This window comes from Bacillus sp. SD075 (assembly GCF_017355165.1).
Classification (GTDB): domain Bacteria; phylum Bacillota; class Bacilli; order Bacillales; family DSM-1321; genus Peribacillus.
In genome coordinates this window covers 158,413-181,175 of the sequence record NZ_JADILK010000003.1, presented here as the reverse complement: position 1 = coordinate 181,175, position 22,763 = coordinate 158,413, and the positions used below count along the sequence as shown (strand labels likewise).

General features: G+C 43.4%; 18 protein-coding genes. 17 read left to right on the top strand and 1 reads right to left on the bottom strand.

Annotated features, from left to right (window positions below):
• The first annotated feature begins 58 nt into the window (after positions 1–58).
• From pyrR to pyrE, 10 genes are all read left to right on the top strand, one after another.
• Positions 59–601, top strand: coding sequence for a bifunctional pyr operon transcriptional regulator/uracil phosphoribosyltransferase PyrR (gene pyrR, locus IOC57_RS04135; protein WP_286184524.1), 543 nt, complete (start codon positions 59–61; stop codon positions 599–601).
• A 176-nt stretch (positions 602–777) separates the two neighbouring features.
• Positions 778–2,067 (top strand): solute carrier family 23 protein, encoded by a 1,290-nt coding sequence (locus tag IOC57_RS04130; RefSeq protein WP_207437528.1) that lies wholly within the window; start codon positions 778–780, stop codon positions 2,065–2,067.
• Positions 2,068–2,268: 201 nt separating this feature from the next.
• A complete protein-coding gene (locus IOC57_RS04125; RefSeq protein ID WP_207437527.1) occupies positions 2,269–3,204 on the top strand; it encodes an aspartate carbamoyltransferase catalytic subunit in 936 nt (311 codons plus the stop codon).
• Complete coding sequence (locus IOC57_RS04120) at positions 3,167–4,453, top strand: dihydroorotase (protein ID WP_207437526.1); 1,287 nt, start codon at positions 3,167–3,169, stop codon at positions 4,451–4,453. The genes IOC57_RS04125 and IOC57_RS04120 overlap by 38 nt, the downstream gene beginning before the upstream one ends.
• Complete coding sequence (locus tag IOC57_RS04115) at positions 4,450–5,556, top strand: carbamoyl phosphate synthase small subunit (protein ID WP_207437525.1); 1,107 nt, start codon at positions 4,450–4,452, stop codon at positions 5,554–5,556. Before IOC57_RS04120 ends, IOC57_RS04115 begins: the two co-directional genes overlap by 4 nt.
• On the top strand, positions 5,535–8,741 hold the full coding sequence (gene carB / locus IOC57_RS04110) for a carbamoyl-phosphate synthase large subunit (protein WP_207437524.1): 3,207 nt from the start codon (positions 5,535–5,537) through the stop codon (positions 8,739–8,741). The genes IOC57_RS04115 and carB overlap by 22 nt, the downstream gene beginning before the upstream one ends.
• Positions 8,738–9,517, top strand: a complete 780-nt coding sequence (locus IOC57_RS04105; protein WP_207437523.1) for a dihydroorotate dehydrogenase electron transfer subunit — start codon at positions 8,738–8,740, stop codon at positions 9,515–9,517. The genes carB and IOC57_RS04105 overlap by 4 nt, the downstream gene beginning before the upstream one ends.
• Positions 9,514–10,455: a dihydroorotate dehydrogenase gene (locus tag IOC57_RS04100; RefSeq protein WP_207437522.1), complete on the top strand. Its 942-nt coding sequence runs from the start codon at positions 9,514–9,516 to the stop codon at positions 10,453–10,455. Before IOC57_RS04105 ends, IOC57_RS04100 begins: the two co-directional genes overlap by 4 nt.
• Positions 10,427–11,143, top strand: coding sequence for an orotidine-5'-phosphate decarboxylase (gene pyrF / locus IOC57_RS04095; protein ID WP_207437521.1), 717 nt, complete (start codon positions 10,427–10,429; stop codon positions 11,141–11,143). The genes IOC57_RS04100 and pyrF overlap by 29 nt, the downstream gene beginning before the upstream one ends.
• The gene (gene pyrE / locus IOC57_RS04090; protein WP_207437520.1) at positions 11,137–11,772 is read left to right on the top strand and encodes an orotate phosphoribosyltransferase; all 636 of its coding nucleotides are present in this window, start codon (positions 11,137–11,139) and stop codon (positions 11,770–11,772) included. Before pyrF ends, pyrE begins: the two co-directional genes overlap by 7 nt.
• A 53-nt stretch (positions 11,773–11,825) precedes the next feature.
• Here the strand turns inward: pyrE and IOC57_RS04085 are convergent, their stop codons facing one another.
• Positions 11,826–13,547, bottom strand: coding sequence for an Rqc2 family fibronectin-binding protein (locus IOC57_RS04085; protein WP_207437519.1), 1,722 nt, complete (start codon positions 13,545–13,547; stop codon positions 11,826–11,828).
• Positions 13,548–13,964: 417 nt separating this feature from the next.
• Here IOC57_RS04085 and IOC57_RS04080 point away from each other — a divergent pair, with 417 nt between their 5' ends.
• The 7 genes from IOC57_RS04080 to priA all read left to right on the top strand — a co-directional run bounded on the left by IOC57_RS04080 (position 13,965) and on the right by priA (position 22,715).
• Positions 13,965–16,643, top strand: a complete 2,679-nt coding sequence (locus tag IOC57_RS04080; RefSeq protein WP_207437593.1) for a calcium-translocating P-type ATPase, SERCA-type — start codon at positions 13,965–13,967, stop codon at positions 16,641–16,643.
• Between the two features lie 155 nt (positions 16,644–16,798).
• Entirely contained in the window at positions 16,799–17,674 is an 876-nt protein-coding gene (locus IOC57_RS04075; RefSeq protein ID WP_207437518.1) for a YicC/YloC family endoribonuclease, read from the top strand.
• Between the two features lie 53 nt (positions 17,675–17,727).
• The gene (remA, locus tag IOC57_RS04070; RefSeq protein ID WP_034313813.1) at positions 17,728–17,991 is read left to right on the top strand and encodes an extracellular matrix/biofilm regulator RemA; all 264 of its coding nucleotides are present in this window, start codon (positions 17,728–17,730) and stop codon (positions 17,989–17,991) included.
• A gap of 10 nt (positions 17,992–18,001) precedes the next feature.
• Positions 18,002–18,616 carry a guanylate kinase gene (gene gmk, locus IOC57_RS04065; protein ID WP_207437517.1) on the top strand — a complete coding sequence of 205 codons (615 nt, stop codon included), beginning with the start codon at positions 18,002–18,004 and terminating at the stop codon, positions 18,614–18,616.
• Between the two features lie 3 nt (positions 18,617–18,619).
• A complete protein-coding gene (gene rpoZ / locus IOC57_RS04060; protein WP_098371057.1) occupies positions 18,620–18,826 on the top strand; it encodes a DNA-directed RNA polymerase subunit omega in 207 nt (68 codons plus the stop codon).
• A gap of 262 nt (positions 18,827–19,088) precedes the next feature.
• Entirely contained in the window at positions 19,089–20,297 is a 1,209-nt protein-coding gene (gene coaBC, locus IOC57_RS04055) for a bifunctional phosphopantothenoylcysteine decarboxylase/phosphopantothenate--cysteine ligase CoaBC (RefSeq protein WP_207437516.1), read from the top strand.
• Positions 20,298–20,303: 6 nt separating this feature from the next.
• On the top strand, positions 20,304–22,715 hold the full coding sequence (gene priA, locus IOC57_RS04050; protein ID WP_207437515.1) for a primosomal protein N': 2,412 nt from the start codon (positions 20,304–20,306) through the stop codon (positions 22,713–22,715).
• Positions 22,716–22,763: the final 48 nt, after the last annotated feature.

The following is a 22,763-nucleotide window of genomic DNA, read 5'->3' as shown; positions in this document are numbered from 1 at the left end:
TGAGGATTTTTTGTTGAAATTGACCTATCAGAAAAATGGAATCGGGGTGGCCGACGTGTTGAATGAGAAAGCCATAGTACTTGATGAACAGGCCATTAGTAGAGCCTTGACGAGAATTGCCCATGAAATAATTGAGAAAAATAAAGGGATTGAGGATTGCGTCTTAATCGGGATACGTACACGCGGGATTTTCCTCGCTGACCGACTTGCAAAGCGCATCAATCAAATAGAAGGCAAGGAAATAGAACTGGGTGAACTGGATATTACACTTTATCGCGATGACCTATCGAAAAAGACCAATGATGGGGAACCTATCGTAAAAGGCTCAGACATTCCGGTCAATATCACTGACAAGAAAGTGATTTTAGTGGATGATGTTCTTTTCACAGGCAGAACCGTCAGAGCGGCAATGGATGCTTTGGTTGATTTGGGAAGACCTTCGCAGATCCAGCTTGCCGTATTAGTAGATAGGGGACATAGGGAATTGCCGATTCGCGCAGATTTTGTCGGTAAAAACGTTCCGACTTCCCAATCTGAAAAAATTACAGTTACTTTAACAGAAGTTGATGATTTAGATCAAGTTACTATATTAGAAAATTAAACAACATGAAAATTTCATATTACCCTTTTAAAGACAGTCCAGAGAGGCTGGCAAAGGGGAGTCAATCGGGAGAGCTGTGCCTATGCATAGGCATTCGCCTTCTGAGAAACCCTCTTTGTATATGGCAAAGAGGGTTTTTGCAGTTTTGATGGAATTTTCATGAGGGGGATACGGAAATGAAAGAAACAAAAAGGGACATAGTACTGGATGTCGAGGATGTGCCAAAGGCTGGCCAGTGGATCACGTTAAGCATCCAGCATTTGTTCGCGATGTTCGGTGCAACGGTGCTGGTGCCATTCTTGGTAGGATTAAGCCCGGCGGTAGCACTGGTTTCAAGCGGATTGGGCACACTTTCATACTTATTGATAACCAAAGGGCAGATACCAGCTTATCTCGGTTCATCATTCGCTTTCATTTCGCCAATCATCGCGGCAAAGGCCCTAGGAGGTCCGGAAGCGGCCATGATCGGATGTTTTGCAGCAGGGTTCATATATGGGATAGTAGCTTTGATTATCCAAAAAGTCGGATTGCGCTGGTTAATGAATATACTTCCCCCGGTTGTGGTGGGTCCGGTGATTATCGTAATCGGATTAAGCCTTGCTGGAACGGCCGTGGACATGGCAATGTATGATCCACAAGATAAATACAGCGTCACATATATAGTCATTGCACTGATCACTTTAGCGGTAACCATCATCTGCAACGTGTTCTTTAAGGGATTCATTAACTTGATTCCGATTTTAATGGGAATCATAGTGGGCTACGGCTGTTCGGCTGTTGCAGGAATAATAGATTATGAACCGATCAAGTCAGCACAATGGTGGGAAATGCCTGAATTCATGTTTCCATATGTAACCTACACACCGTCCTTCTCATGGGAGGTCATTGCCATCATGGTACCGGTCGCCATCGTAACCTTATCAGAACATATCGGACACCAGATGGTGCTGAGCAAAGTAGTCGGCAGAAACTTTTTGGAAAAACCAGGTTTGCATCGTTCGATTTTAGGAGATGGAGCAGGAATCATGATCGGTTCTTTCATCGGTGGGCCGCCGCTGACTTCATATGGTGAAAATATTGGGGTCCTGACGATGACAAAGGCGTATAGTGTGTATATCATCGGAGGGGCAGCATTGACTGCAATCATCTTTGGCTTTAACGGCAAGATTTCAGCAGTCATCAGCTCGATACCTACAGCTGTGATGGGCGGCATTTCCATCTTGCTCTTCGGTATCATCGCATCAAGTGGATTGAGGATGCTGATTGATAATAAGGTCGATTTTGATAAGAAAAGAAACCTGATGATAGCTTCAGTCATCCTGGTGTTAGGAATCGGAGGCGCATTCGTGCAACTATCGGAAACGGTATCGCTTTCCGGAATGGCACTTTCAGCCATCGTGGGAATCCTTCTTAACTTGATTCTTCCAGACCGGGAAAAAATATCCGGAGATATATTTGAAAAATAAGATACTGCATCAAAACAATAAATCACCTTTTAAAAGAAGTCCAGAGAGGCTTAAAAGGGTGTTGCTGTAAAGATAATGAATGAGAACGGGATAAAGTGTAAACCATTCCGTATCCTCACTATCTTTATGACCTACACCCTGTCCTTAATGGCGGGGTGTTTTTTTATGCCCCGCATCACAAATGTGAAAGGAGCAGGATCAATGAAAAAATTATTGACCATGAATGAATTGACTTTAACTGAAATTGAAAGAATTTTACATGAGGCAGAGTGTTTTGCCAACGGATCTAGCTGGAATCCAAAGCAGCAGACCACAGTTGCCAATCTCTTCTTTGAACCAAGTACACGTACAAAATCAAGCTTTGAAATGGCTGAAAGAAAATTGGGACTTGAGGTCATTCCCTTTGATGCGGGTACATCATCGGTGTTAAAAGGAGAAACCTTATATGACACTGTTAAAACGTTAGAAGCAATAGGTGTAAATGCCTTGATCATCCGTCATGAACAGGATAATTATTTTGACGAATTGAATGAGAAGATCAGGATTCCTATAATCAATGCAGGGGATGGCTGCGGAAATCATCCAACCCAATCATTACTGGACTTATTGACAATAAAACAAGAGTTTAAAAGCTTCAAAGGTCTGAAGATTGCGATAATCGGTGATGTGAGGCATAGTCGGGTTGCGAAATCGAATGCAGAAGCATTAACTCGTTTAGGAGCGAATGTCGTATTTTCGGGTCCGCCTGAATGGTTTGACAGAACAAACAGTTTAGGAAGGTATGAAGACATCGATCATGCGGTAGCAACATCGGATGTGGTCATGCTGCTCAGAATACAGCATGAAAGGCATATTGAAAAATACGATCAGGAAAATGGAGATTATCTGGAAAGTTTCGGCCTGACCAAACAACGTGAAAAAAATATGAAACCGGATGCGATCATCATGCATCCTGCACCTATAAATCGCGGTGTTGAAATAGACAGTGATTTAGTCGAATGCCGCCGCTCAAGAATTTTTAAACAAATGGAGAATGGCGTGTTCATTAGAATGGCCGTATTAAAAAATGTGCTTGAACAATCCAAAGGGGGAAACATTCATGAAAACAGTAATCAAAAATGGAGTATTGCTAGATAATCAAAACTCATTCAAAAAAGCGGACATTGAAATAGAAGGCAAGGTCATTACAAAAATCGGCGAGAACTTGGCAACGGAAAATTGTAAAGTAGTTGACGCTGAAGGGTTACTTATTACATCAGGATTCGTTGACCTGCATGTCCATCTGCGCGAACCGGGCGGTGAACAAAAAGAAACAATCGCAAGTGGAACGCTTGCAGCGGCAAGAGGCGGTTTCACTACGGTAGCGGCGATGCCTAATACAAGGCCAGTTCCTGATACAGTGGAGAACCTTGAGGCGCTTAACAGAAAAATTGAAGAAACGGCTCATGTCAGGGTACTTCCATATGCATCCATTACGATTAGGGAAGCAGGCAAGGAGTTGACCGATTTTACTTCGTTAAAACAAACGGGTGCTTTCGCCTTTACGGACGATGGCGTAGGAATTCAAGAAGCCGGGATGATGCTGGAAGCGATGAAACGGGCCGCCGCTCAAGATATGGCCATTGTTGCTCATTGTGAAGACAATAGCTTAATCAATAAAGGGTCCGTCCATGAAGGAAGATTCTCAAAAGAACAGGGGATCAATGGGATACCGTCCGTATGTGAAGCTGTGCATATTGCCAGGGATATCCTCCTTGCGGAAGCGGCGGACTGCCATTATCACGTTTGCCATATATCCACGAAGGAATCGGTTAGGACGGTAAGGGATGCCAAACGCGCCGGTATCCGCGTCACAGCCGAAGTTACACCGCATCACTTATTATTGTGCGAAGATGATATACCGGGTCTTGATACGAATTATAAAATGAATCCGCCATTAAGGGGACGTGAAGATCGGGATGCGTTGATTGAAGGACTGCTTGACGGAACCATCGATTTTATAGCAACAGACCATGCCCCGCATGTGGCAGAGGAAAAAGCGCAGGGAATGCAGCTGGCTCCTTTCGGAATAGTAGGTTTGGAAACGGCCTTCCCGCTGCTTTACACCGAATTGGTTAAAAAGGGTGTCATAACATTAAAGCAATTGATCGAGTTCATGACAATCAAACCATCTGAAAGTTTCTCCCTTCCTTATGGAGAGCTAAAGGAAGGTGCTGCTGCGGATATCGTGCTCATCGATTTGGAAACGGAAAAAGAAATTAATACTGAAGAGTTTGCTTCAAAAGGAAAAAATACACCTTTTAATGAAAAGAAATGTTATGGCTGGCCAGTCATGACGATTGCGGAAGGAAAAATAGCTTGGGAAAAAGGACGTGTTCAAGGATGAAAAGACAGCTAATTTTAGAAGACGGGACAGTATTCCTTGGGGAAGCATTCGGAGGGGACGTAGAAAAAATAGGTGAAGTCGTTTTTAACACAGGGATGACGGGGTACCAGGAGATTTTATCCGATCCATCCTATTGCGGTCAAATCGTTACACTTACGTATCCATTAATCGGGAACTACGGGATAAACCGGGATGACTTTGAATCCATCAATCCAGCGATATCAGGATTCGTCGTTAAGGAAACAGCAGAACTTCCTTCCAACTGGCGAAACCAATTATCACTTGATGAATACCTGAAAATGAAGAACATACCTGGAATAAGCGGAATCGATACAAGAAAGCTGACAAGAATCATCAGGAAATCAGGTGCACTTAAAGGGGTGCTCTGCAATATCAATAAAGATGCAAAAGAAGTGGTTTCCCAGTTGAAAGCAACGGTGATCCCTTCCAATCAAGTAAAACAGGTTTCAACAAAAGCACCTTATTCCAGCCCGGGCAGAGGCCCACGGGTAGTTCTTGTAGACTATGGCATGAAGCATGGGATTTTACGTGAGTTGACGAAACGCGGCTGTGATGTCGTGGTTGTACCTTATAACGTTACGGCTGAAGAAGTGATGCAATATCATCCGGATGGCGTGATGCTTTCGAACGGTCCTGGAGATCCTAAAAGTGTTCATGAGACGCTTGAAATGATCCGCACAATCCAAACACAAGTGCCGTTATTCGGAATCTGTTTAGGACATCAATTATTTGCACTTGCAAATGGGGCGGATACGGAAAAATTAAAATTCGGCCATCGAGGTTCTAATCACCCGGTTAAGGACCTTCGGACTGGAAAGGTATCCATCACATCTCAAAATCATGGATATACAGTTGAAGAGCTTTCGATTGAAAGTACGGATCTAATTGTGACACATACAGCATTGAATGACGATACGATTGAAGGTTTGCGCCATAAAGAGTATCCGGCTTTTACCGTACAATATCACCCGGAAGCATCACCGGGACCGGAAGATGCTAACTACTTATTCAATGAATTCTTACAAATGATTGAAGCTGCAACCAACAAGGGGGAAAAAACATGCCAAAACGCACTGATATAAAAAGCATCCTAGTAATTGGTTCCGGTCCGATTGTCATCGGACAGGCCGCCGAGTTCGATTATGCAGGAACCCAAGCGTGTATAGCCTTAAAAGAAGAGGGGTATCGAGTGATCTTGATTAACTCTAACCCTGCTACAATCATGACAGACAGTGAAATGGCAGACGCGGTTTATATCGAACCGATCACATTGGAATTTGTTAGCAAAATCATTCGTAAAGAGCGCCCGGATGCACTGCTACCTACCTTGGGCGGACAGACTGGCCTGAACATGGCAGTCGAGCTTGCCGAAGCAGGAATTCTGGAAGAATGCAATGTACAGATTCTTGGGACCAAACTTTCAGCTATCCAACAAGCAGAAGACCGTGACCTTTTCCGGACGCTAATGAACGATTTAGGGGAACCAGTACCTGACAGCGACATTATTCATAATTTGGAAGAGGCTTATACATTTGTTGAACGAGTCGGCTATCCGGTCATTGTCCGTCCAGCCTTCACGCTTGGTGGAACAGGCGGTGGGATTTGTGATAACGAAGAGCAGCTGATCGAGATTGTTGAGGGTGGCCTGAAAAGCAGCCCGGTTCACCAATGTCTGCTTGAGAAGAGCATTGCCGGTTTCAAAGAAGTGGAATATGAAGTGATGCGTGATTCCAATGATAATGCAATAGTCGTTTGTAATATGGAAAACTTCGATCCTGTCGGTGTCCATACAGGCGATTCAATAGTTGCCGCACCAAGCCAAACATTAAGTGACAGAGAGTATCAAATGCTTAGAAATACCTCTTTGAAGATTATCCGTGCCTTGAAAATTGAAGGTGGATGTAATGTTCAGCTTGCGCTAGATCCAAACAGCTATCAATATTATGTCATTGAAGTGAACCCGAGGGTCAGCCGTTCGTCGGCGCTTGCTTCAAAAGCAACAGGATATCCAATTGCAAAACTTGCAGCAAAGATAGCCGTTGGTTTGACGCTTGATGAAATGATGAACCCTGTCACTGGCAAAACCTATGCCAGCTTTGAACCGGCACTGGACTATGTCGTTACAAAAATTCCACGCTGGCCATTCGATAAGTTCGAAAGTGCCAACCGTAGACTCGGTACCCAAATGAAAGCGACCGGGGAAGTCATGGCAATCGGCCGTACATTCGAGGAATCAATCTTAAAAGCTGTCCGTTCCCTTGAAGCGGGTATATTCCATCTTAATTTGAATGAGGAGTTTGAGGATGGGAAAATAGAGAAACGGATCCGAAAAGCTGGAGATGAGCGGTTATTCTATATCGGTGAAGCGTTAAGAAGGGGGAAAACGATCGAAACCATCCACGAATGGAGCCAGATCGATTTATTCTTCTTGCATAAGTTGAAAAAGATAATCGACTTTGAAAAGCAGCTTAAAGAGCATTCTTTTGATTGTGAAGTATTGCAAAAGGCTAAAGAACTAGGATTTTCTGACAAAACGATTGCAGAAATATGGGGAGTTCCCGAAATTGACGTCTATGAGTATCGGAAACAGCAAGGAATCATCCCTGTTTACAAAATGGTTGATACATGTGCTGCCGAATTCGAATCGGAAACACCGTATTTTTATGGGACATATGAAGATGAGAATGAGTCCATCGTAACTGACAAGAAAAGTGTCATTGTTCTGGGATCAGGCCCAATTCGGATAGGGCAAGGAGTAGAGTTTGATTATGCGACTGTACATTCGGTATGGGCCATTAAAGAAGCGGGATATGAAGCGATCATCATTAACAATAATCCCGAAACAGTTTCGACGGATTTCAGTATCTCGGACAAACTTTATTTCGAACCATTGACTATTGAAGATGTCATGCATGTCATCGATTTGGAAAAACCGGAAGGGGTCATCGTCCAGTTTGGAGGACAGACAGCAATCAACCTTGCAGATGGCCTTGTTGAAAGAGGAGTGAAGATCCTTGGTACTTCACTTGAAGACTTGGATAGGGCGGAAAATCGCAATAAATTCGAAAGAGCACTTAAGGATCTAGGTATTCCGCAGCCAAAGGGTAAAACCGCAACATCGGTTGATGAAGCGATCATCATAGCTGAAGATATTGGTTACCCGGTATTAGTAAGGCCATCGTATGTCCTCGGAGGAAGAGCGATGGAAATCGTCTATAAACAAGAAGAATTGCTTCATTACATGAAAAATGCCGTTAAAATAAATCCGGATCATCCTGTCCTGATAGACCGCTACTTAACGGGTAAGGAAATCGAAGTCGATGGAATTTCCGATGGTGAAACGGTCGTTATCCCTGGAATCATGGAACATATCGAACGTGCCGGCGTCCATTCAGGTGATTCGATTGCAGTCTATCCTCCTCAAAATTTAACGGAAAAACAAAAAGAAGTAATCATTGATTATACGACCCGATTGGCAAAAGGCTTGAATATAATTGGTCTCTTGAACATTCAATATGTCATCAGCAATGAAGAAGTGTATGTGATTGAAGTAAATCCGCGTTCCAGCCGAACCGTTCCATTCTTAAGTAAAATTACGAATGTGCCGATGGCTAACTTAGCCACGAAGGTCATCTTGGGCCACACACTTGAAAGTCAAGGTTACAAATCGGGGTTAGTGCCGGAACAAACTGGGGTTTATGTGAAAGTGCCGGTCTTCTCTTTTGCAAAATTAAGAGGTGTGGACATCTCACTCGGACCTGAAATGAAATCGACTGGTGAAGTTATGGGGAAAGATAGCACCCTTGAGAAGGCTTTATATAAAGGGCTGGTCGCTTCCGGTTTCAAAATTAAGGGGCATGGTTCGGTGTTATTGACGATATCGGATAAAGATAAGCAAGAAGCGCTGCTTTTAGCAAGACGTTTCCATAATATCGGGTTCAAGCTTATAGCCACCAGCGGAACTGCTGCCTTATTGGAGCAATCCGGAATCCCGACTGCGATTGTCGGTAAAATTGGCGAGGAAGGTACAAACTTACTGGATGTTATCCGGAACGGGGAAGCACAATTTGTCATAAATACTTTGACAAAAGGTAAGCAGCCTGCCAGGGATGGTTTCAGGATCCGACGTGAATCGGTTGAAAATGGAGTGACATGCTTAACATCACTTGATACGGCAGAAGCTATTTTAAGGGTGATAGAATCAATGACCTTCTCGGCAGAAGCAATGGGAAAAACGGAAAAAAGTCGTGAGGTGAGCTATATATGATCAAGAAGGAAAGAATGAAGGTGTTAAATCATAAGGAACTGGCCCCATCCATCTTTGAACTTACTCTGCAAGGTGAATTGGTTTCAGAGATGAATCAACCAGGCCAGTTTGTCCAAGTCAAGACAACAGAAGGCACTGAGCCATTGTTAAGACGCCCGATTTCAATTTCTTCTTACAACAGCAGTAAAAAACAGTTCACGATGATATACCGGGCTGAAGGTAAAGGAACGACGCTGTTATCACAGCGTAAAGAGGCGGAAGCGGTCGATATCCTTGGACCCCTTGGTAACGGATTTCCCGTTCATGAGGCCAAACAGGGTGAAACGGCATTATTGGTTGGTGGCGGGATTGGTGTCCCGCCCCTGTATCAATTATCACAGATGTTGGTTGCAAAAGGGGTTAGGGTAATCCATGTATTAGGCTTCCAGACCAAGTCAGCCATCTTTTACGAAAAGGAATTCAGTGAATTAGGTGATACCTATATTGCCACGGTGGATGGATCATATGGGACAAAAGGATTTGTTACGACTGTAATAGACAACCTGGAGGAAGAGTTTGCAACGATCTTTTCATGCGGGCCCACACCAATGTTAAGAGCGTTGGAAGCGGGCTATCGCGAGAAAAAGCTTTACCTGTCCCTCGAGGAAAGAATGGGATGCGGCATCGGTGCATGCTTTGCCTGTGTGTGTCATACAGGGGATGATCCAACTGGTTTCAGTTATAAAAAGGTATGCAGCGATGGACCCGTATTCCGGGCAGGAGAGGTGGTATTATGAGCAGGCTTTCAGTTGAATTACCAGGATTACACTTGAAAAACCCGGTCATGCCAGCATCTGGTTGCTTTGGATTCGGCCGTGAATACAGTCAATTTTTCGACTTGGATATTCTTGGGGCGATCATGATCAAAGCGACCACTCCTGAGCCGAGGTTCGGTAACCCGACTCCGCGTGTTGCAGAAACTTCCTCGGGAATGCTGAACGCCATCGGTCTGCAGAATCCTGGTCTAGAAAAGGTCATCCGTGAAGAATTGGCCTGGCTAAGCAGGTATGATGTTCCCATCATCGCCAACGTTGCGGGTTCGCAAATAGCTGACTATGTAAAGGTTGCAAGTGATATAAGTAAGGTGGGGAATGTAAAAGCACTCGAATTGAATATCTCTTGTCCGAATGTCAAAGAAGGTGGTATAGCTTTTGGTACGGTTCCGGAAGTTGCCAAAGAGGTAACCAAGGCGGTCAAGGAAGTATCTTCGGTCCCTGTATATGTGAAACTTTCACCAAATGTCAGTAATATTGTGGAAATGGCCAAAGCAGTGGAAGATGGCGGGGCCGACGGGTTGACAATGATAAATACATTAGTCGGCATGAGATTGGATTTAAAAACTGGCAAACCGATCCTTTCTAACAGAACGGGTGGATTATCGGGTCCTGCAATAAAACCTGTCGCGCTCCGGATGATTTATGAGGTTAGCCAGCAAGTGTCTATTCCAATAATCGGAATGGGCGGCATCGCTACAGCGGAAGACGTCATTGAATTTTTCTATGCGGGTGCCAGTGCTGTTGCGGTGGGAACTGCGAACTTCGTGGATCCCTTTGTATGCCCGACCATCATCGAAGAATTACCGAAATTGTTGGATGAGCTTGGGTTCGACCATATTTCAGAATGTACCGGAAGGAGCTGGAAGCAAAATGAAACAGTCGCTAATCATCGCTCTTGATTTCCCTGACCTCATTCAAACAGAAGAATTCCTAAAACAGTTCCATTCGGAAAAACTGGCTGTGAAAGTGGGGATGGAATTATTTTATCAGAATGGTCCATCAATAATTTCTTTCGTAAAAGAGCAAGGACACGATGTGTTTTTGGACTTGAAGCTTCATGATATTCCGAATACCGTCAAAATGGCCATGGCAGGATTGGCAACTTTAGGTGCTGACATGGTCAATGTACATGCGGCTGGTGGACAAAAGATGATGGAAGCAGCCATGGAAGGTCTGGATAAGGGAACGTCCGCTGGGAAAAAACGTCCATTATGCATAGGGGTTACCCAACTGACGAGCACGTCACAAGAACAAATGAATGAAGAACAAAACATTGCCGGATTACTGGAGGATTCGGTCCTCCAGTATGCAAAACTTACTAAAAAGGCAGGATTGGATGGCGTCGTCTGTTCCACACATGAAGTAAGGAACATACATGGACGTATTGGCCATGAATTCTTAACAATCACACCTGGAATCCGAAGTGCTGGTGGGATGACGCATGATCAAAAGAGAATTGCCACGCCTGAACAGGCTAGGGATTTTGGGGCGGATGCCATCGTTGTAGGGAGAGCCATAACGGGGGCGGCAGATCCATTAAAGGCGTATTTGGATATGAAAGCAGCTTGGGAGGGAATATCATGTTAAATAATAAGATAGCGGAACATCTATTGGAAATAAAAGCAGTGTACTTACAGCCGAATGACCCCTTTACTTGGGCATCTGGAATTCAATCCCCCATTTATTGTGACAACCGCTTGACCCTGTCATACCCAGAGGTTCGCAATGAAATAGCGGAAGGATTGAAAGGATTGATCGAACAGCATTTCCCTGAGGCTGAACTGATTGCAGGTACAGCAACTGCCGGCATTCCGCATGCAGCTTGGGTGAGTGAAAAATTAAATGCACCGATGTGCTATGTTCGATCCAAAGCCAAGGAACACGGAAAGGGCAATCAAATCGAAGGTCGCGCAGTTCCAGGACAAAAAGTGGTGGTTGTAGAAGACTTGATTTCAACCGGCGGAAGTGTGATTACTGCTGTTAACGCGCTGAAAGAAGCTGGCTGTGATGTTCTTGGGGTCGTTTCGATCTTTACTTATGGATTGGAAAAGGGAAAAGAAAAATTCGATGCTGAGGGCATTATTAACCATTCGTTGAGTGACTACTCTACTTTGATAAAAGTCGCTAATGAAAAAGGGTACATCACAGCAGAAGAATTGGAAAAACTAAAAAAATGGCGAGAAAATCCTGCTGATACGGCTTGGATTTCAGCATGAACATAGAGGTGGCCCAATCAAGTAGATTGGGCCACCTCTATGTTTTTTACCATTTAATCCTTTACCGCTTCCTTTAAGCATATGACGGTATCGGCATCCGGTGTAATATATACGGTCTGCTGCTGGTCGTAGATCACGAACCCGGGCTTAGAACCATTCGGTTTCTTAACATGGCGAACTTGTGTGAAGTCAACGGGGACTGAGCTCGATTGCTTTGCTTTACTGAAGAAAGCTGCTAATACGGCTGCCTCTTTTATCGTTTTTTCACTTGGCGTTTCATTTCGAATCACAACATGTGAGCCAGGTATATCTTTGGTATGAAGCCATATTTCATCACGGCGTGCAAACTTGTTCGTCAGATAATCATTTTGTTTATTATTCTTCCCGACAAAAATGAGGTCTCCATCTGTAGCATAATAAGTTTCAAGCTGCGGTTTTGCATTTGCGGGCTTTTTCATGCCTTTTTTCTTTTTTTGCCGAATGTATCCTTCTTCCTGCAGTTCTTCGCGAATCTCCTCTATATCTCTGGGTGACGCTGATAGGAGCTGCTGATGCAAGGCTTCAAAGTAGGCCAATTCCAATTTTGTTTTTTCGATTTGTTCTTGGACGACTCCAACTGCATTTTTGGACTTTTGGTATCTGGAGAAGTACTTTTGTGCATTATCTGATGGATTTTTTAATGGGTCAAGCGGGATGGTGACCATACTTTGTTCTTCATCATAATAATTGACGACTTCTATTTCCTTCATGCCTTTTTTCATTTGATATAGATTAGCTGTAAGCAGTTCACCGAACAACTGATACTGTTCTCCGCGTTCCGTATCTTTTAATGTGCGTTCGAGCTTCCCGATTTTTTTTGAGTTCTTTTCGATTTCATTACTAATGAAACGTTCTACATCCTGGCTCTTTTGCTTAACCCGATCTCTTTCTGCCTTTCCAAAGTAATAGCGGTCGAGCATCTCGCTCAATGAAGAAAAAGTACGTTGATTCCCATTCAGATGCTCCAGTGAAAGCATATAAAAAACTTCTTTATTTCCATCTTGTTTGATCGTCGCAGCATAGTTCTGCTCCGAGATTTCTTGGATAATCCTTAAAAAAGCCGATGGAAGGGTCGTGCTGTTGGCAAGTCCAGCCCGGTAGACGGCTTCCTTTGCAACTAATGGTGAAACTCCTGAAAAATGGGCAACAAGCTGTCGATCCAGCTTTCCTGCATTGAAGTCAATATTCTTCCTGATCTCGTCCTCGTTAGCCTCAAAGGGATTATTCTTTTCTTGTGCGGGCGGAGCCTTATATTCCTGGCCGGGCAATATCGCCCGATAACTGTTAACGGCATGTGAAACATGTTTAATGCTGTCCAAAATCATTTTCCGTTCTTTATCGACTAAAACAATGTTGCTGTGACGCCCCATGATTTCGATGATTAGCTGCTTTTGTGAGACATCACCGAGTTCATTGCGGCCTTTCACTTCAAAAATGATCATCCTATCAAGTTCATATTGATAAATATCTTCTATTGTATAGCCTTCGAGGTGCTTCCTAAGAAGCATACAGAACATGGGTGCTTCTTTGGGATTTTCATAACTTTCCTCGGTCAATTGCACCCTTGAATAACTTGGGTGTGCTGATAATAGGAGCTTATGGTTTTTACCTCCAGCACGAACAACCAGTATTACTTCATTTTTATAAGGCTGATGGACCTTATTGATTCGTCCACCTTTTAATAAAGAAGCGATTTCTTCCGTCATCGCTTTCGTAAATAATCCATCAAATGACATTCTATTTTTACTTCCTTTACATAAGATTTTCTAAGATACTCATTTTGCTAGGTGTTATCAATTCATCAGGGCTGACCTTTTAGCTGTATCACAAATTTAAGCGTACTGGGTGAAAAGCAGGAGTTGCAGTTCAGGAATATTGAATGGCTGCTTCTTTAGGTTCTGAGATTAATTGGATTTTGTCCATTCATCATGATTAGCGGTCGTTCATTCATTTTATTATCCGGATCGTTCTTCTTTCCGCAATTCTGTTTAATTATAGCATTATTTTGGACGAGTCTGAATAATCATGGAAGAAGAGCAGGTTGTTTTATGTATCGGTAAGCAGGCAGGTGTCGGATGAGTAAAGCAAAGAGCGCCTGTTAAGATGTATACAGGAGCCTAATTCATTCTATTCAAAGGGATGTGTGATACTTGATGGAGTTCAAGGAAATGAATAATCAAGAAATGGAGAAAGCGCTTCAAACAAACGTTACACACGGTTTGGACGATGATGAAGTTAAGGACAGGCTGCGTAAGCATGGCTTTAACGAATTGAAAGAAGGGGAAAAACAGTCTGCCATTCTTTTATTTTTCGCCCAATTCAAAGATTTTATGGTTATAGTTTTACTTGCCGCGACATTAGTCTCCGGGATATTGGGTGAATATATTGATGCGATTGCCATCATGGCGATTGTTTTTTTAAATGGATTACTTGGTTTTTTTCAAGAACGGAAAGCTGAAAAATCCCTGGATGCCCTAAAGGAAATGGCAGCGCCGCAAGTTAACGTTCTTCGGGATGGCCAATGGCTGAAAATCCCTTCGAGAGAAGTCGTTGTAGGGGATATCCTGAAGTTCTCGAGCGGTGACCGAATTGGTGCCGATTTACGGATCATCGACCATTCAAGCCTTGAAATAGAAGAGTCTGCACTTACCGGCGAGTCACTTCCAGCTGTTAAATGTTCCGATCCGTTGGTGAATGAGGTCGAAGGTATCGGTGATCAGGAAAATATGGCTTTTATGGGAACGATGGTAACAAGAGGAAATGGAGTCGGAATCGTAACCGCTACAGGAATGAATACGGCAATGGGCAAGATTGCGGACCTCCTACAGACTGCAGAAACAAAAGAAACACCGCTTCAACGGCGGTTGGAGCAACTAGGCAAAATTTTGATCGTCATGGCTTTAGTATTAACTGTAATCGTGGTCCTGACTGGCGTCATTCAAGGGCATGACCTCTATACTATGTTTTTGGCCGGAGTATCCTTGGCTGTTGCAGCGATTCCCGAAGGCCTGCCAGCCATTGTGACCGTAGCCTTGTCTTTAGGCGTTCAGCGTATGATCAAACAAAAAGCGATTGTCCGCAAGCTCCCTGCAGTAGAAACGCTTGGATGCGCAACGGTGATTTGCTCAGATAAGACAGGTACACTGACACAAAACAAAATGACGGTGACGAAGGTTTGGAGTGGAGGGAAAACTTGGGATGTCGGCGGTACTGGTTATAATCCTGTCGGAGAGTTTTCTTTAGAGGGGGTTTCAGTTGCACCGAAAAACCATAATGCCTTGCTTCAAATAATTACATTCGGCATGCTCTGTAATAAAGCTGAGTTAAAGGAGAATGGTAAACAATATATTTTAGACGGTGATCCGACAGAAGGTGCGATGTTAGTCGCGGCAATGAAAGCTGGATTGACGAGGGAACACTTGTCTAAGAGGTTTACGATAGTGAAGGAGTTTCCATTTGACTCGGGCCGCAAAATGATGAGTGTCATAGTGAAAGATGATAAAGATAATCATTTCGTCATCGTAAAAGGGGCACCTGACGTATTGATCGCCCAGTCCGACACGATTCTTTGGGAAGGAAGGTCGGAAATATTAAATCGGGAGAGTAAGGAAAGGGTGCAACAGGACATGAATGGGCTTGCATCGCAGGCACTTCGAATGATAGCTGTTGGTTATAAACCTCTTTCAAAAGGAACGATTTTGCTTCATGAAACCGAAGCTGAGCGCAATCTGACCTTCATGGGGCTGCAGGGTATGATTGATCCCCCACGACCGGAAGTGAAGCAGGCAGTTAAGGAATGCCGGGATGCCGGGATCAAAACTGTCATGATTACTGGCGACCATGTAATAACCGCAAAGGCAATAGCTAAAGATCTTGGTATTTTAAAAGGAAAAGACCGTGTACTGGAAGGTCGGCAATTGGCGGACATGGAAGTCGGGGAACTTGAGGAAGTTGTAGAAAGTGTTTCGGTATTTGCCCGCGTTTCCCCGGAACATAAGTTGAAAATCGTGAAAGCCTTGCAAAATAAAGGACATGTCGTTGCAATGACAGGAGATGGCGTCAATGATGCTCCTGCGATAAAATCAGCGGATATAGGTATATCCATGGGCATCACCGGGACTGATGTCGCTAAGGAAGCTTCTTCCTTGATTTTGGTTGACGATAATTTTGCCACGATTAAATCGGCCATCAAAGAAGGCAGGAATATTTATGAAAACATCAGGAAGTTCATCCGTTATCTGCTTGCTTCCAATGTTGGGGAGATTTTGGTCATGTTTTTTGCGATGCTATGTGCCTTGCCATTACCTTTGATACCAATCCAGATCTTATTCGTGAACCTTGTAACCGACGGACTGCCTGCGATGGCGTTGGGTCTGGATGCCGCAGAAGAAGATGTAATGAAAAGGAATCCGAGAAATGCGAATGAAGGTGTTTTTGGAAGAGGGCTTGGCTGGAAGATTATCTCACGCGGTTTTCTGATTGGGATTTCTACATTGATCGCATTCTATGTAGTATATCGTGCAAATCCGGATAACCTTGCTTATGCACAAACGATTGCGTTCGCTACCTTGGTCCTAGCTCAGCTAATACATGTATTTGATTGCCGAAGTGAACATTCGATATTTTCGAGAAATCCATTCGGGAACCTTTATCTAGTGGGGGCGGTATTGTCCTCCCTATTATTGATGGTAGCCGTCATGTATGTACAGCCTTTACAAACAATCTTTCATACGGTACCGATTTCGGGGAGGGATTGGCTATTAGTAATAGGAATGGCATCCATTCCAACTTTTTTACTGGCTGGAACCTTTTTAGCAAGAAAAGCGCAATGATATATGATATAATCTTTAAGGTGGTAGAGTCTTGCTCTATTGCCTTTTTATTTTTGTAGTATTTTATTTGTGAGCTGAAGTTTTCGTACTGTAGCTAATATATGATGAATGTTAGAGGCCAAATTACTACATTATGTTTGATAGGATGTGGAACCATGGTTACCAGTATGACGGGCTATGGAAGAGATGAAGCGGAAAATGGACAGGTCAAGGTTTTTGCCGAAATTAAGACCGTGAACCATCGTTTTTGTGAATATACGATTCGAATGCCGCGCCAGCTTTTGGTTTTGGAAGAAAAGGTGAAGAAGAAGGCGAATCAATACATAAGAAGGGGACGGGTAGAAATCTTCATTACAGTGGAAGGTGAGGGCCTGGTTTCCAAAAAGGTGAAGATCGATTGGGATCTTGCTGATCAGTATGTGGGTTTGATGGATGAAGTTAAAGGAAAATACAATCTGGAAAGTTCCATTACATTACAGGATATGCTGCAACTTGAATCGATTTTCATGACGGAAGAAGTACCTGCCGTACCTGCCGATTTGGAAATTCTGTTATTGAAGGCGGTAACGGGGGCATTGGAAAATCTGAAAAAAATGCGGAATCTGGAAGGTCAGGAGCTGGCCTTGGATATGAAACGCCAGCTTATTAAGTTTGATGAGATTGTAGCAGGGGTCAAAATGCATGCACCTTCAGTCGTAGAAAAATATAAAGCACGGCTGCAAATCAAACTGGCCGAGCTGACTGAAGGATTGATTGAAGATAGCCGCATTGTTACAGAAGCGGCCATTTTTGCTGACAAATGTGATATAAATGAAGAACTGACCAGACTCGATAGCCATGTACAGCAATTTTCAAGGACGCTTATCCATAGTGAACCAATTGGAAGAAAACTGGACTTCCTTGTTCAGGAAATGAATAGGGAAGTAAATACGATTGGATCAAAGGCAAATGATTCGGCCATTACTAAAGAAGTGGTGGAAATGAAAAGTCTGCTTGAAAAATTAAAGGAACAGGTTCAAAATATCGAGTAGTCGGTTTATGATGAACCTAACAAGGTGACAATAGATATGAATGGGGGACAAAAATGTCAATCAAGCTCATTAATATTGGTTTTGGGAATATCGTTTCCGCAAACCGGATCGTATCTATCGTGAGCCCTGAATCGGCTCCGATTAAAAGGATCATTCAAGACGCCCGAGACCGTGGGTCCTTAATAGATGCTACATATGGTAGAAGAACGAGGGCCGTTATAATTACAGACAGCGACCATGTTATCTTATCTGCCGTTCAACCGGAAACGGTTGCTGCACGGCTTCAAGATAGAGATGACAGCGTAGAAGAGGGGTAACTGAAACAATATGAGAGAAAAAGGTTTATTAATCGTTTTGTCCGGTCCATCCGGTGTTGGTAAAGGAACTGTAAGGAAGGCTATTTTTTCTCAGCCAGGAACGGCATTCGAATATTCAATTTCGATGACGACACGGCTGCCTCGCCATGGTGAAGTGGACGGAGTGGACTATTTCTTCAAAAAACGTGAGGAATTCGAAGCACTGATCGAAGAAGGAAAATTGCTGGAATATGCTGAGTTCGTCGGTAATTATTATGGAACACCCGTAGATTATGTCCGTGAAACAATTGATTCTGGAAAAGATGTATTTCTGGAAATAGAAGTTCAAGGAGCTAAACAGGTCCGGGAGAAATTCCCAGAAGGACTATTCATTTTCCTTGCACCTCCAAGTTTGACCGAACTTGAAAGCCGTATCGTTACTCGTGGAACCGAGACGGAGGAAGCGATAAAAGGACGGATGAAAGTGGCCAAGGAAGAAATAGAACTTATGGATCTGTATGATTATGTTGTTGAAAATGATCATGTGGATTCCGCATGTGCTAGAATTAATGCAATTGTAATTGCCGAGCATTGCCGTCGGGAAAGAGTTGCTGTTTTATATAAAAAAATGTTGGAGGCGGAATAAATAATGTTATATCCATCAATTGATTCTCTATTACTTAAAATCGATTCAAAATACTCACTTGTATCAGTGGCAGCTAAACGTGCCAGGGAAATGCAAATTAAAGATAATTGCCTCGTAACTAAACCGGTTTCCCATAAATCAGTAGGCCGTGCCCTTGAAGAAATTCATTCCGGTAAATTGACTTACGATAATTCTTACGAGGAAAACTAAAAGAACACATAGTTTGACCTATCGGGTCTGACACCCTAAAGCAAACAGGAGCGTTACATTTGGAAAGTGCTTCCTTTTCTGCGGCCAAGGTGTCAGGCCTGTTTGTTTTGGTTTCAAAAAAAAGTACCGGAAGTCATTGATTAAAATGGGCAAAGATATGGAATGTTCGGGAAAACCATAGGAGATTGCGCATTTCAAATGAAATTTCTTCGGTTTTCCGTCATAATTAAAATAAAAGAATGTATAGTTAGGGGAAATTTGCATGCTTATCGATAAAAAAGTACTTCTTTGTGTCACCGGCGGGATTGCTGTATATAAGGCTGCTGCCCTGACAAGTAAGTTAACTCAGGAAGGTGCACATGTTAAAGTGATCATGAGTGAATCGGCACGTAAATTCGTGACGCCGCTCACCTTTCAAGCACTTTCGAGAAATGACGTATACACAGATACTTTTGATGAGAAGGATTCTTCAGTCATAGCCCATATCGACTTGGCTGATTGGGCTGATATCATCTTGTTGGCTCCGGCAACCGCGAATGTCATTGGTAAGGTAGCAAATGGAATCGCGGATGATATGATCACGACCACACTACTGGCAACGGAAGCACCTGTTTGGGTTGCGCCGGCAATGAACGTCCACATGTACGCTCACTCAGCGGTTCAGAAAAATATGGAGACACTTCGGTCGTTTGGATATCAATTCATTGAACCGGGTGAAGGGTATTTGGCCTGCGGTTATGTAGGGAAGGGACGATTGGAGGAACCAGAAACAATCGTAGAACACCTTAATCGATACTTCGGTGAACACAAATCAGGACAACAGCCTCTCAAAGGAAAGAAATATTTGATAACGGCAGGACCGACTCGTGAAGCAATCGATCCGGTGCGTTACGTGACGAATCATTCCAGCGGAAAAATGGGCTATGCCCTAGCTGAGCAAGCAATAGAAATGGGCGCTGAGGTAATATTGGTTACAGGCCCAGTGAACTTGACGCCACCTTCCAAGGCTAGAGTAATACCAGTGGAATCAGCAGCTGATATGTATTATGCGGTATTCGATCAGTTCGATTCCAGTGACGTCGTGATCATGACGGCTGCAGTGGCGGACTATAAACCGAAAATTTATCATGCTCAAAAGATGAAAAAGCAGCCAGGGGAAAATGTGATTGAATTTGAACGGACAAAGGATATCCTTAAGGAACTCGGTGAAAATAAAACTCATCAGATCTTGATAGGTTTTGCTGCTGAAACGAATAACGTTGAAGAATACGCAAGAGGAAAATTAGTCAAAAAGAATGCAGATATGATCGTTGCCAATAATGTTACCGTCGCAGGGGCAGGTTTTGGAACGGATACGAACATTGTGACCATTTACGATAAAGATGGAAGTGCGACAGAACTTCCAAAAATGAGTAAAGCGGATATAGCTAAAAGCATCCTGGCAGAAGTATCTCGCAAGCAAAAGGAATGATGTCTTATGGATATAGCATCCGTCATCGTGGATGTACCTGCTAAACAAACGGATCGGGAATTCGACTATCGCATACCTGAAAAGTGGAATCAAGTCATAAAGCCCGGAATGCGAGTCATCGTCCCTTTTGGCCCAAGAATGGTGCAGGGTTTCGTCACAGGATTAAAAGCTAAAAGCGACTTTGCGAAATTACGCTATATAAAAGAACCAATGGATTTGGAGCCCATCCTCAATGGTGAATTGCTTCAGTTGGGTGACTGGTTGACCAAAGAGGCGATGTGTTTTAAAATTTCAGCGCTACAGGCCATGCTTCCGGCAGCGATGAAAGCAAAGTATGAAAAAGTGATCAAAGTCGTTGTAGATAAAAAGGATCAGCTCCCTCCCTTCATTCAAAACCTTTTCGGGAAAAATGATTCAATATCATGGAAAGACGTGATTGAAGGGGAGGACGCTTCCCTCTTCCAAAAGGAAATGCAAAATGGCAATCTTGAGCTCGTATATAATGTGAAAAACCGACTTAATAAGAAGACGGTCCGTGTCATTAAACCTTTGCTTTCCCCTAAGGAACTGAAAGAAATGGCATCGGCCATGTCCAGCCATGCAAAAAAACAACAGGAACTCCTTCATTATTTTATTGAACATCAAGAACCAATTCCGTTAAAAGAATTGCTTGAATTGATAAATACATCAAGCGGTACCGTCAAATCCCTAGTGTCAAAAGGTGCCTTGGCGGAAATGGACCAAGAAATATACCGTGATCCATATGAAAACCGTGTGTTCGAAAAATCCACTCCCTTTACACTAACAGCTGAACAAGCTGCTGCCTTGAAGCCCATCCACGAGAAAATTCATTATGATGAACATGATGTTTTCCTTTTATATGGTGTAACCGGCAGCGGGAAAACGGAAGTGTATCTACAGGCAATTGCCTCTGTCATCGAAAAAGGGAAGGAAGCCATCATGCTCGTACCTGAAATCTCTTTAACGCCACAAACGGTGAAAAGGTTTAAGGAACGATTTGGGGAGCAGGTAGCTGTCATGCATAGCGGTTTATCCGTAGGTGAAAAATATGATGAATGGCGAAAAATTCACCGTAAAGAAGTAAAAGTGGTGGTTGGCGCGCGTTCAGCCGTGTTTGCTCCTTTTGAAAACCTGGGACTGGTTATCATTGATGAAGAGCATGAATCCAGTTATAAGCAAGAAGAAACGCCAAGGTACCATGCCAGAGACGTCGCCATTGAAAGAGCAAAATCATATAGATGTCCGGTTATTCTTGGCAGCGCTACACCTACACTTGAATCTTTTGCGAGAGCCAAGAAAAACGTCTATAAATTATTGACCCTTAGCCAGAGGATGAATAAAAATGCGTTGCCGGCAGTGGATATTGTAGATATGAGGGAAGAATTGAGAACGGGAAATCGTTCCATGTTTTCGGAACTGCTCTTTACAAAGCTGAAAGACCGGCTGGAGAAGGGGGAGCAAACAGTTCTGATGCTAAATAAAAGGGGACATTCTTCCTTTGTGATGTGCCGAAGCTGCGGATTGGTCATCAACTGCCCTAATTGTGACATTTCACTCACATATCATCGCTTTAATGATATAATGAAATGCCATTATTGCGGCTTTGAAGAAGGAATGCCTTCCGTTTGCCCTGATTGTGAAAGTGAACATATAAGGTTCTTCGGTACAGGAACTCAAAAAGTTGAAGAGGAGCTTGCAAAAATCCTCCCTGAAGCACGGGTAATACGAATGGATGTTGACACGACGAGTAAGAAGGGTTCACATGAACGGTTGCTGAATGCCTTTGGTGAAGGGAAGGCCGACATATTGTTAGGCACACAAATGATTGCCAAGGGACTTGATTTTCCTAATATCACCCTTGTTGGAGTCCTTTCAGCTGATACGATGCTACATCTGCCTGATTTCCGTTCTTCGGAAAAAACATTCCAGCTGCTGACTCAAGTCAGCGGAAGGGCGGGACGTCATCAGCTTCCGGGAGAGGTGGTCATCCAAACCTATACGCCTGAGCACTACAGCATCGAGCTTTCTGCGTTACAGGATTATGATGCTTTTTATGAACGGGAGATGCATCTAAGGAGGCAAAGTCATTACCCTCCCTATTATTATGTTGTCCTTATAACCGTTTCACATGAAGACTTAATGAAGACGGTGAGTGTAACTGAGAAAATCACCAATTATTTAGGCTCACGATTGAATCGGGATTCTATCGTATTGGGCCCGGTTGCTTCGCCCATTAGTCGAATCAACAATAGATATCGCTATCAATGTCTGATAAAATACAAACGAGAGCCTGACCTGAATCAGCATTTACGCACTCTTTTGGAGCATTACCAAAAAGAAACCGCTCAGAATCATCTGCAGATTTCAATAGATTTAAATCCTCAGATCATGATGTAATTGTTTAAGAGATGGATGATTACCGCGAGCTGCTACAGCTTGCGTTTT